This window comes from Stenotrophomonas sp. FR010, assembly GCF_047520755.2.
GTDB lineage: Bacteria > Pseudomonadota > Gammaproteobacteria > Xanthomonadales > Xanthomonadaceae > Stenotrophomonas > Stenotrophomonas sepilia.
In genome coordinates, this window is the sequence record NZ_JAXBQT020000010.1 from 105,293 (window position 1) to 115,738 (window position 10,446).

A 10,446-nucleotide genomic window follows, 5' to 3' on the forward strand; every position below is an offset into this window, starting at 1 on the left:
CGGCCGCTGGCCGGCAACCACGGGATCTTCAGGTGATTGCAGTTGCCGGCCAGCGGCCGGCACTACCGCATGGCAGTCACCCCGGTACCGGGCAGTTGCTGGCCTCCAGCACGCCCTGCAACCGTTCGCGTTCGCCCCGGGCCTTGTCGCGGTTCTCCGGCGAGGCGAACCGCTCGCGGCCACGTGCGTCGCGGAAGCGTTGCTGCCAGCTGCTGCAGCGCTGCGCGTCCGGCAGTTCTTCGCAGCGGTCGCGCACCACTTCGCAGCCTGCAGCGTTGACCGGTGTGGCGCCGCCCAGGCCCTGCACGGTCATCAGTTCGCAGCGGCCGGGGGCAGCCTCGTATTCGTGCAGGTAGCCACCGCCCTGGCTGTCGGTGCACTGGAAGATGGGCGGCAGCGGCGGCTTCGGCGGCGCATTGCTGTCCGGCGCGGCATCGGCCTGGCGTGGCAGCGATGCACTGTCGAGTATCAGATCGCCGCCTTCGCGTTCGACCATGCCGGCTTCCATGATCGTGCGTCCTTCGCCGGGGCGGCGGGGGCTGGGCGCGGAAGCCGGCGGCATACCCGCCGCCGCCGGTTCGGGTGGCGACGGCACAGGGGCCGGCGTGGGCGACGCACTGGCAGCGGCCGGAATCCGCACCACCTGCTGCTTGCTGCCGGCAGGGCAGGGCGTACGTTGCAGGGTGGGCACATCGCTGTTGCTGGAGGTGCAGCGGTAGATCATCCCGTCGTCGGCCACTGCGTTGCCGGCGAACAGGCCCAGGGCCAGCCAGATCAGGTTCTTCATGCGCACAGGGTACATGCCACGGCAGGTGCTGCGCTCAGCGTTCGCAGTCGCGCGACAGGCGCGCGTCGATGCCACGCTGTTCGTTGCTGATGGCGGTGCGTTCACTCTGCAGCGCGCTGTTGTAGCGGCGGTCCAGTTCCCAGCGGCGGTCGCGCAGGCGCGCGCAGACTTCCTGTGGCGGCAGCGCATGGCAGCTGTCGCGGACCAGCACGCTGCCGGCCGGAACCTGCACACCGACACCCACCGCTGGCGGCCGGTAGCCGGTTCCTTCACCGATGGGGGGGGCGACCGGCGTGCCGAAGGCGGGGCGTGGGCCGGGATGGACCGGGCCGTGGTGCCCATGCGGGAGCCAGACGCTGGTCCACAACGGCACCCAGCGCGGATTGCCCTCGTTGTTGTCGCTGGTGTAGCGGCGACCGTCGTCGCTTACGCACTCGTACAACGGTTGTGGTGGCTGGAGGTAGACGTGGCGGACCTCACGATCACGCATCACCGGAACCTCGTCCGGCCGGGCGGGTGCCGCGTCGCTGCGCACCACCCGGGGGGCCGGGTCGCGCGGGCGCTGCAGGTCACGCACTTCCTGCCGGCCACTGCTGCATGGCTTGTCCTGCAGGGCCACGGCGCCGTTGCTGGCGACACAGCGGTACACGCGCACGTCCTCGGCGGCGGGTGCGGTCCATGGCAGCAACAGGCACAGGCCCAGGGCGGTGCGCAGCAGGTTCATGGCGGCAGGGTGCGTGATTGTCCGCGGCAGTGCAATCGTCGGTTCAGGAGCGCAGCACGTTGCCGCTGAGCGCGTCGCGGATCGGGGTTGGCTGGGCCAGGCCGCCGGTCTCGCCGTCGAGGAGGCCATCGAGCAGGCGCAGCAGGCGCGGATCGAGCTCGGCACGGCTGCGGGCCGGTGGTTCACCGGCCAGGTTGGCGCTGGTGGAGACCAGCGGGCCACCCCAGGCGCGGCACAGGGCGGCGACCAGCGGGTGGGCGCTGATGCGCACCGCGATACCGCTGTGTTCGCCGGTGACCCAGGGCTGCGCGTGCGGACCGGCCGGCAGGATCCAGGTGTTGGCGCCCGGCCAGCTGGCCAGCACCGCGCGCTGGCGGGCGTCGGGCAATGCCTGCAGGCGGACCCAGCCCTCCAGCTGCGACAGTTCGGCGGCGACCAGGATCATGCCCTTTTCGATCGGGCGCTGCTTCAGCCGCAGCACCGCGTGCACCGCGGCTTCATGTGACGGATCGCAGCCCAGGCCCCAGACCGCCTCGGTCGGATAGGCAATCACGCCACCGGCGCGGAGCGTGGCGACAGCAGAGTTCAGGGTGAGTTCTTTCATGACGGCGACCGGCCCGGCGTGGGCCTCCATTATCCCCCCGCTGCGTGCAGAAGGGGTGGAACGCACCCACTCGGTAGTGCCGGCCGCTGGCCGGCATCCGACGCTTCCAGGTGTTGCCGGCCAGCGGCCGGCACTGCCCCTCATCCGCGCATGGCGTGAATCTACTTCTTTGCGGCGGTCTTCTTGACGGCCTTCTTCGCCGGTGCCTTCTTTGCGGCAGCTTTCTTCACCGCCTTCTTGGCCGGCGCTTTCCTGGCCGCTGCCTTCTTCGGCGCTGCTTCCTTCTTCACTGCAGCCTTCTTGGCCGGCGCCTTCTTCGCGGCGGCTTTCTTGGCGCCGAAGCCCTTGCGCACCGGCTTGCCGGTTTCTTCCATCAGCTGTTGCACTTCGGCCAGGGTCAGCGAGGCCGGCTCGCGATCCTTGGGGATCTTGCCGTTCATCTTTCCATCGCTGATGTACGGGCCGAAGCGGCCGTTCAGCACCTGGATGTCGCTGCCCTCGAACTCCTTGATGATCCGGTTGCGCGCGATCTCTTCCTTCTCTTCGATCAGGAATACGGCGCGGGCCAGGTCGATGGTGTACGGGTCATCTTCCTTCTTCAGCGAGGCGTAGGTGCTGCCGCGCTTGGCGAACGGGCCGAAGCGGCCGATGCCGACGCTGACCGGCTCACCATTGTCCTCGCCCAGCGCGCGCGGCATCAGGAACAGTTCCAGCGCGTCTTCCAACGAGATGGTGTGCATCGACTGGCCGGGGCGCAACGAGGCGAACTTCGGCTTTTCCTCGGCGTCCTCGGCGGTGCTGCCGATGGCGGCATACGGCCCGAAACGACCCAGCCGCACGCTGACCGGCTTGCCGGTCTTGGGGTCGGTGCCGAGCTCGCGCGCGCCACTGGCCTCGGCGCGGTCGACCGATTCCTTCTTGTCTTCGACCAGTTCCTTGAACGGCTCCCAGAAACGGGCCATCAGCGGGATCCATTCTTCCTCACCGCGCGAGACGGCATCGAGCTCGTCCTCAAGCCTGGCGGTGAAGTCGTAATCCACGTACTGGGTGAAGTGGCTGGACAGGAACTTGGACACCGCGCGGCCCACGTCGGACGGGCGGAAGCTGCGGCCTTCCATTTCCACATACTTGCGGAACAGCAGGGTCTGGATGATCGAAGCGTAGGTCGAGGGACGGCCGATGCCGTACTCTTCCAGCGCCTTCACCAGCGCCGCTTCGGTGTAGCGCGGCGGTGGCTGGGTGAAATGCTGTTCGGCCAGGATGCGTTCCAGCGGGATGCGGTCGCCCGGCTTCATCGCGGGCAGCTTGCGGCCCTCATCTTCGTCCTCGGCGCTCTTGTTGTCCTTGCCTTCCTCGTACACGGCCAGGAAGCCGGGCACGACCACGGTGGTGCCGCTGGCGCGGAACACGTGTTCGCTGCCGGCCGACAGGTCGACGCTGACGGTGTTGAGCGTGGCCGGGATCATCTGGCAGGCCACCGCACGCTTCCAGATCAGCTCGTACAGGCGCCGCTCGTCGTCGGTCAGGAAGCGGGCGACCTGCGACGGCGTGCGCAGGGCCGAGGTCGGGCGCACCGCTTCGTGCGCTTCCTGGGCGTTCTTCGACTTGGTCTGGTAGGTGTTGGGCTGGTCCGGCAGCGAGGCGATGCCGTAGTCGCGGGCGATCACGTCGCGGATTTCCGCCAGCGCGTCCTGCGACAGGTTCACCGAGTCGGTACGCATGTACGAAATCAGGCCGACGGTGCCTTCGTCGCCGATGGCCACGCCCTCATACAGCTTCTGCGCCACCTGCATGGTCTTGCGGGTGGTGAAGCCGAGCTTGCGCGAGGCTTCCTGCTGCAGGGTGGAGGTGGTGAACGGCGGCGCCGGGCGGCGCTTGCGCTCCTTGCTGGCGACGTCGGTAACGTGCAGCGAGCCCTGCGCGGCCTGCTGGATGCGCATGCGCGCCGCTTCAGCGGTGTCGCCATCGGTGACGGTGAACTGCTCGAACTTCTGCCCGTCCAGCTTGACCAGCTTGGCATTGAAGTGCTGGGACGGGTGCGCGCACTCGGCAGCGATCGACCAGTACTCGCGGGCGATGAAGGCTTCGATCTCTTCCTCGCGCTCGACGATCATGCGCAGCGCCGGGCTCTGCACGCGGCCGGCGGACAGGCCGCGCTGCACCTTGCGCCAGAGCACCGGCGACAGGTTGAAGCCGACCAGGTAGTCCAGCGCGCGGCGGGCCTGCTGGGCGTCGACGAGGTCGCTGGCGATCGCACGCGGCTGGCTGATCGCTTCCTTGATGGCGCGCGGGGTGATCTCGGTGAACACCACGCGCTGCATCGGCTTGTCCTTGACCAGCCCGCGCTCCTTCAGGATCTCGGCGATATGCCAGCTGATCGCTTCACCCTCGCGATCCGGGTCGGTTGCCAGCAGGATGTCGTCGGCGCCCTTGGCGGCCTTGGCGATCGCATCGACATGCTTTTCGTTCTTGTCGATCACGTCGTAGTGCATGGCGAACCCGTTGTCCGGGTCGACCGCGCCTTCCTTCGGAATCAGGTCACGCACATGCCCATACGAGGCCAGGACGGTGTAGTCCTTGCCGAGGTATTTGTTGATCGTCTTGGCCTTGGCCGGCGATTCGACGATGAGCAGGTGCTTGGGCATGGCAGCAGTGTCTGTGGGGCGAGCCGCAGGGAAGGGGCCGCTAGGGTGGAGCAAACGGCCGCATTAGTGAAGCGGCCACGGACGAATCAATACGCTGAACGCCCGGTAGTGTGCCGGGCGTTCAGGTTTCACCTTATTAGAGGAATCACGCCCGGCCAGCCCCTGTCAAGCAGCCAGACGTGAGGATGGCCGTTCATGAGGCCATCTTGGCGATGAAGCCGACCGCAGCCACCAGCAGCACCAGGCCCGCCACCGTCAGCAGGCCGGTCAGTACCAGGATCACGATGGTGACCGTACCCAGCTCATGGCGCTGCAGCTGCGGCTGGTCGGTATAGGCCCAGCGGTCGACCACCAGGGTGTCGCAGATCATGTCGTGCAGGCCCTGCTTGCGCTCGGTGAAGGCGGCCATCAGGAAGCCGATGCCCAGGGTGAAGCTGCTCAGCAGCATGGCCCAGTAGCGACCGAAGGCGCGGCCCCGGGTCAGGCGGTCACCGTTGCTGCGCACGACCTTGATGCCGACCGCCATCTTGCCCAGCGTGGCGCCGCCCTGCGAGGAATGGAACCAGGTGTAGTAGGCCACGCCGATGGCCATGTTGATCAGCGCGCTGGCCAGCTGCGCGACGATTTCGATGGAGGTTTCGCCACTGCCCACCGCGCCCATGCTGGCGCCAAGCACCACGCCGATGATGGCGCCGATGATGCCGCCCGGTACGGCCAGCACGAAGTAGTCGATCATGTAGGCCGCGACGCGCTTCCAGAAGCCGGCGTAGACCACCTCGCCGCCGATCACCGGCCGCGCGCCACCGGCAGCGGTGGCGGCCGGGGCGTTGTAGGGCGAGCTGCTGAGCGCGCCCGTGCCAGGCAGCGGCGCAGTGCCGTTGTCGATGGCGGCGTAGTCGCTGCGCAGGTCGAAGCCGCCACTGGCAGTGGCGGTGCTGGCGTCGGCCAGCGTCTGCAGGCCCAGTTCATCGACCATCTGGCGCAGTGCAGCCCACTGGGCCATGCCTTCGCGCCAGACCAGGGTGTCCAGGTTCAGTTCGCCGCGCTGGAAGCGCTGGCGGATCTCCTGGACCGACAGCGGGCCCTGGCGTTGCTGTCCTACGGCGTAGTACCACTCAGTCATTGCATGTTCCCTGTTGGATCGTCCTTGGAGGTGCTGCCGTGCGCGTGGCTCAGCCGCGGCATGACGTCGGCAGGTACTTGTCGTCGCTTTCACCGCTGCATTCCCAGCGGCCACTGTCGCGATCATATTCCAGCCACAGCAGGTCGCCATCGAGGCTCTTGCCGGGCACGGCCAGTGTTGCTTCGATGCCACAGTGGCCGTTGTTGAAGCGGCCGATGTTCACCGCCGACAGGCCGGCCTGGGTGAAGTCACCCGGGGCCGGGAAACCGGCATCGTTGGCGCCGGGGCAGCGGCCTTCATCGTCGGCGAAGTGCTGCACCTGCTGTTTCAGCGGCTGCAGGGCATTGACCGCGGTCGCGATCCTGGCACGCACGGTGTAGTCGTTGTATGCGGGCAGCGCGATCGCCGCGAGGATGGCCAGGATCGGTACCAGTACCAGCAGCAGGCCGCCGCCGATGATCGCGGTCAGGGCGCAACCGGAGAGCTTCTTCTTCGGCGGCGGCAGGACCCCGGCCGCCGCTTGGGTGGCATAGGGCGTGGACGGCGGCAGCACAGGCGGCTGCGGCGGAGGAGGGGGCACCGGTTCCGGTTCCGGCTCGGGTTGCTGGGCCGGCGCAGCAACGTCCAGTGCCGGCACGATCAGGCCCAGCTCGTCGACAACGGTACGCAACGGCTGCCATTGCGGCAGGCCGTCGCGCCAGACCAGGGTGTCCAGGGAGATCTGGTTGTTTCGGAACAACTCGACCAACTGTTCCGCCGGCAGCGGGCCTTGCTGCCGGTTGCCTTCTGCATGGAACCACTCGCTCACGGGGACGCTCCTGAATGCGCTATGCCCCCAAGTGTACGGTCAGTGAAGGGGTTCTGGCTCGTCCATGAACATCTGCGTCTCCATCCAGGCATAGGCCGCTTCGGAGCCGGGCTGGTTGAACAGCACCATCAGCACGACCCATTTCAGGTCGTCCAGGTCCAGTTCGTCCTGGTCCAGGGCCATCGCCCGGTCCAGCACCAGCTCGCGCTGGTCGGCGTCGAGGATGCCGTGCTGTTCCAGGTACAGCAGGAAGCCGCGGCATTCCACATCCAGCTTGTCCAGCTCGGGGCCATGGTAGATGCGCACGGGGCCGTCGACCCGCGCCTGGGCCACGCTCGGCCGCTGGGCGGCCAGGGCATCGAGCCAGTCGAACGCCTTGTTGATCTCGGTGGGGCTGAAACCGGCCTGGATCAGGCCGTTCTGCAGCGAATCGCGGTCACGGATCAGGTCCGCATCTTCGCTGAAATAGTGTTCAAACAGGTACAGCAGTACATCCAGGATGCTCTCTTTCATTGCCCCTCGGCCTGCGTCGCGCGACGCTGTGGAGGTGAAGAAACTAGGGAGTTCGACAGTAGCGGCCGTGTACGCACACCACGATTCCCGCCAGTTCCATGGCCAGCAGCATGGAGGACACCTGGGACGCCGTCAATCCACAGCGCGTGATCAGTGAATCCATACCGCTTGGGTTGTGGTCCAGGGCTCGCCACAAGCACTGGTAGTCAGGGTCGTCGGCCCAGCGCGCCGGCAGGAGGGCCGGCAGTGCCTGTTCAGTGGGGGTGGCCAGCCGCGATTGCAAGCCCGGCAGCTGCTGGCGAAGGGCGGGGGCGAGCAGTTCCAGAACCTCCTCGGGGCGCTCGACCAGCGCCGCGCCCTCGCGGATCAGGCGGTGGCAGCCCGCCGCGCGCGGGTTGAGCACCGATCCGGGCAGGGCACAGACCTCGCGGCCTGCCTCGGCGGCCAGGCGCGCGGTGATCAGCGCTCCCGAACGCTGCGCGGCCTCGACCACCACGGTTGCCAGCGCCAGCCCGGCTACCAGCCGGTTGCGCGCGGGGAAGTGGCCTGGGCGGGCCGCCGTACCCGGCAGGTACTCACTGAGCACCACGCCCTCGGCGGCGATGCGCGCCTGCAGCCGGGCGTGGCTGTCCGGATAGGCGCGGTCAGGGCCCGTGCCGATCACCGCCACGGTGCAGCCACCGGCCTCCAGCGTGGCCTGGTGCGCAGCCGCATCGATGCCTGCGGCCAGGCCGCTGGTCACCGCCAGGCCCGCCTCGACGAAACAGCCGGCAAAACGCGCGGCCAGTGCGCGCCCGCCCGGGGTGGGGGAACGACTGCCGACCAGCGCCACCGACGGGCGCCAAGCCAGGCTGGGGTCTCCGGCGACGAACAGCGCCAGCGGCGGGTTGGGCACCTCCAGCAACGAGGGTGGAAAGGCCGGATCGGTGCAGGGCAGCAGGTGATGGTTGTCCTGTTCCAGCCAGCGCAGGGCGGATGCACAAGCCCGGGCGTCGGGACGTTCCAGCGCGGCGCATTGCTCCGGCGTGCAGCCGTGCGCGCGCCAGTTCGCCGGGCCTTGCGCGATGGCGGCTTGCGCACCGCCCGCGGCCTGCAGCAGGGCCCGTCGTGGCGCCAGTGCGCCTCCCGCCATCAACAGGCGCAGCAGCGCCTCATATGCATGCGTGGTCATCCCCCACTATCGGCCGCACGCAACAAAGGCGCCCTAGGGCGCCTTCGCACGTGATCGTCAGGTTTTCCCGCAGACGCCTGCCGGGCAGCAACCGGCAGGCCCGGCAACGGTTACTTTGCGTCCGGGTGCAGCGCGTTGTAACCCACCTGTACCGGCTTCACGCCCTGCATCACCAGCGCGTAGCTGACGTTGTCGAAGGTACGGAACACCATCGCGTGCGCGGCATACTCGTCCGGCAGCGAGACCCGGCCCGCGCCGGTGCTGAGCGAGTCGTCCATGCGCGAGGAGCCCGGGTACTTCATGCGGTGCGCCACATGGCGGCCCGGGCGCCACAGCGAGAACACGGTACCGTTGTCCACGCCCTGGGCACGGCCGGCCGAGATCGCGATCACGTCGCGCGGGCCACCGGCGTTGAACATGTCGGTGACGGCCAGCACGCGCACGTCCACACCCTCGACACCGGCAGCGGGTACATGAGGGATGAACTGCAGGTCGTACGGCTTGGCTTCGACCGGCACCAGGCGGTCACCGGCGCGCACTTCGCGGCCGCCGTCGTTCTTGTCCAGCACCAGCGTGGAGGCCTCGACCTTGCCGCCGGCAATCTGGGTGATGGTGCCGGTAGCGACCTGGGCCAGCTCGTAGCCGAGCACGCCACGGCGGGCGTTGGGCGCGTTGTAGGCCTTCCACAGGTTGCCGCTGCCCGGGGTCACGTCGCCATTGGCGGTCAGGTCTTCGGTCGGCTTGGGCTGGGCGTACCGCACGGTCGGGCGTACCACGGCCCAGCGCTGGCCCACCTGGGCATCGGCCAGGCGCACGTAGACGGTGTCACCGCCGGACACGCGCAGGCGGCTGTCCTCCAGGCCGACCACGTAGGGCAGCTGCTTGATGCTGTCGACAACGCTCAGCTGCTTCAAGAACGGCTCGACCTGGGCCAGCGGAATGGCGTCGATCGGGGCCTCCTGGCGCGGGCCGGCCTGGGACACGGTCACCCGGTCCAGGTAGGCCAGGCTCAGCACGTCACCTGGATAGATCAGGTGCGGGTTGGCGATCTGCGGATTGGCTTGCCAGATCTCCGGCCACAGCCAAGGCTTCTGCAGGAAACGTGCGGCGATATCCCACAACGTATCCCCTTTTCGGACCACATAGGTGTCCGGGTGCCCGCCATTCACTTCCACGGCGGTAGCATAGGCAGCCACGGTCAGCATCGCCGCGGCGACGACCGTACGAAAACGAAGCAACATAGGTGTGAAGCCCTGATTCCCCAACAGGTCCACGCACTATAGTCCAGAAACCGGGGCGCAAGGCAAGCGTTGGAGCTAGAATCTGCGACGTATGCCGGCGTGCCGGCCCCCTATCCGGAAACAGCCATGGCCCTTCTCCCCATTCTCGAGTTCCCCGATCCGCGCCTGCGTACCAAGGCTGCGTTGATCGACGCCGCCGAAGTCACCACGCCGGCCTTCCAGGAACTGATCGACAACATGTTCCAGACCATGTACGACGCCCCGGGCATCGGCCTGGCGGCCACCCAGGTGGACGTGCACAAGCGCTTCATGGTCATCGATGTCAGCGAAGAAAAGAATGAACCGCATGTGTTCATCAACCCGGAAATTGTCGCCAGGGACGGGGGCCGGGTGTACCAGGAGGGCTGCCTGTCGGTCCCGGGCATCTTCGCCGACGTCACCCGCGCCGACACCATCACCGTGAAGTACCTGGACCGCAACGGCCAGGAACAGCAGCTGGAGGCGGGTGAAGTACTGGCCACCTGCATCCAGCACGAGATGGACCACCTGGACGGCAAGCTGTTCATCGACTACCTGTCGCCGCTCAAGCGCGAGATGGTCCGCAAGAAGCTGGCCAAGCAGCGCAAGCACGTGGCGTGATCGCCCATCCGGGCCGCCCTTCGGGTGGCCCGTGCCTGCGCGACGCGCGCGGGCTGCACGGCGCCGGCCGACGGCGCCGTTTTCTTTCCTGCACGAATCCATCCTGCAAGTGGGGTAGCCATGAGGATTGTCTTTGCCGGTACGCCGGAATTCGCGGTGTCGTCGCGGGGCGGCGCGGGGGGCCCCCCCCC

The 10,446-nt window shown here is 67.9% G+C and carries 11 protein-coding genes; 2 read left to right on the forward strand and 9 right to left on the reverse strand.

Going from position 1 to position 10,446, the window contains the following annotated elements; all coding sequences use genetic code 11:
* Nucleotides 1-76: 76 nt before the first annotated feature.
* The 9 genes from ACM0PK_RS11165 to ACM0PK_RS11205 form a co-directional block, all read right to left on the reverse strand.
* On the reverse strand, nt 77-787 hold the full coding sequence (locus tag ACM0PK_RS11165) for a hypothetical protein (protein ID WP_414608077.1): 711 nt from the start codon (nt 785-787) through the stop codon (nt 77-79).
* Nucleotides 788-821: 34 nt separating this feature from the next.
* Entirely contained in the window at nt 822-1,511 is a 690-nt protein-coding gene (locus tag ACM0PK_RS11170; RefSeq protein WP_188240578.1) for a DUF4124 domain-containing protein, read from the reverse strand.
* Between the two features lie 43 nt (nt 1,512-1,554).
* Nucleotides 1,555-2,145, reverse strand: coding sequence for an L-threonylcarbamoyladenylate synthase type 1 TsaC (tsaC, locus tag ACM0PK_RS11175; protein WP_005419629.1), 591 nt, complete (start codon nt 2,143-2,145; stop codon nt 1,555-1,557).
* 131 nt (nt 2,146-2,276) lie between these two features.
* A complete protein-coding gene (locus ACM0PK_RS11180; protein WP_111175351.1) occupies nt 2,277-4,760 on the reverse strand; it encodes a DNA topoisomerase I in 2,484 nt (827 codons plus the stop codon).
* Between the two features lie 193 nt (nt 4,761-4,953).
* On the reverse strand, nt 4,954-5,883 hold the full coding sequence (locus ACM0PK_RS11185; RefSeq protein WP_111200424.1) for an RDD family protein: 930 nt from the start codon (nt 5,881-5,883) through the stop codon (nt 4,954-4,956).
* A 49-nt stretch (nt 5,884-5,932) separates the two neighbouring features.
* Complete coding sequence (locus ACM0PK_RS11190) at nt 5,933-6,691, reverse strand: pilin (protein WP_111200423.1); 759 nt, start codon at nt 6,689-6,691, stop codon at nt 5,933-5,935.
* A 39-nt stretch (nt 6,692-6,730) separates the two neighbouring features.
* Nucleotides 6,731-7,204: a DUF494 family protein gene (locus ACM0PK_RS11195; protein ID WP_005419622.1), complete on the reverse strand. Its 474-nt coding sequence runs from the start codon at nt 7,202-7,204 to the stop codon at nt 6,731-6,733.
* Nucleotides 7,205-7,247: 43 nt separating this feature from the next.
* The gene (dprA, locus tag ACM0PK_RS11200; RefSeq protein WP_180868915.1) at nt 7,248-8,375 is read right to left on the reverse strand and encodes a DNA-processing protein DprA; all 1,128 of its coding nucleotides are present in this window, start codon (nt 8,373-8,375) and stop codon (nt 7,248-7,250) included.
* 110 nt (nt 8,376-8,485) lie between these two features.
* Complete coding sequence (locus ACM0PK_RS11205) at nt 8,486-9,616, reverse strand: LysM peptidoglycan-binding domain-containing protein (RefSeq protein WP_072167258.1); 1,131 nt, start codon at nt 9,614-9,616, stop codon at nt 8,486-8,488.
* 126 nt (nt 9,617-9,742) lie between these two features.
* Between ACM0PK_RS11205 and def the strand changes: the two genes are divergently transcribed.
* Both def and ACM0PK_RS11215 read left to right on the forward strand, forming a co-directional pair.
* On the forward strand, nt 9,743-10,255 hold the full coding sequence (gene def / locus ACM0PK_RS11210) for a peptide deformylase (protein WP_005419619.1): 513 nt from the start codon (nt 9,743-9,745) through the stop codon (nt 10,253-10,255).
* A gap of 120 nt (nt 10,256-10,375) precedes the next feature.
* Nucleotides 10,376-10,446: hypothetical protein (locus tag ACM0PK_RS11215; protein WP_495498528.1), on the forward strand; the 71-nt coding region annotated here is incomplete at its 3' end.

What these genes read in the sequence shown, in the direction of transcription:
- ACM0PK_RS11165 (WP_414608077.1), bottom strand. Translation starts at nt 787, where the DNA reads ATGAAGAACCTGATCTGGCTGGCCCTGGGCCTGTTCGCCGGCAACGCA.
- ACM0PK_RS11170 (WP_188240578.1), bottom strand. Translation starts at nt 1,511, where the DNA reads ATGAACCTGCTGCGCACCGCCCTGGGCCTGTGCCTGTTGCTGCCATGG.
- tsaC (WP_005419629.1), bottom strand. Translation starts at nt 2,145, where the DNA reads ATGGAGGCCCACGCCGGGCCGGTCGCCGTCATGAAAGAACTCACCCTG.
- ACM0PK_RS11180 (WP_111175351.1), bottom strand. Translation starts at nt 4,760, where the DNA reads ATGCCCAAGCACCTGCTCATCGTCGAATCGCCGGCCAAGGCCAAGACG.
- ACM0PK_RS11185 (WP_111200424.1), bottom strand. Translation starts at nt 5,883, where the DNA reads ATGACTGAGTGGTACTACGCCGTAGGACAGCAACGCCAGGGCCCGCTG.
- ACM0PK_RS11195 (WP_005419622.1), bottom strand. Translation starts at nt 7,204, where the DNA reads ATGAAAGAGAGCATCCTGGATGTACTGCTGTACCTGTTTGAACACTAT.
- dprA (WP_180868915.1), bottom strand. Translation starts at nt 8,375, where the DNA reads ATGACCACGCATGCATATGAGGCGCTGCTGCGCCTGTTGATGGCGGGA.
- ACM0PK_RS11205 (WP_072167258.1), bottom strand. Translation starts at nt 9,616, where the DNA reads ATGTTGCTTCGTTTTCGTACGGTCGTCGCCGCGGCGATGCTGACCGTG.
- def (WP_005419619.1), top strand. Translation starts at nt 9,743, where the DNA reads ATGGCCCTTCTCCCCATTCTCGAGTTCCCCGATCCGCGCCTGCGTACC.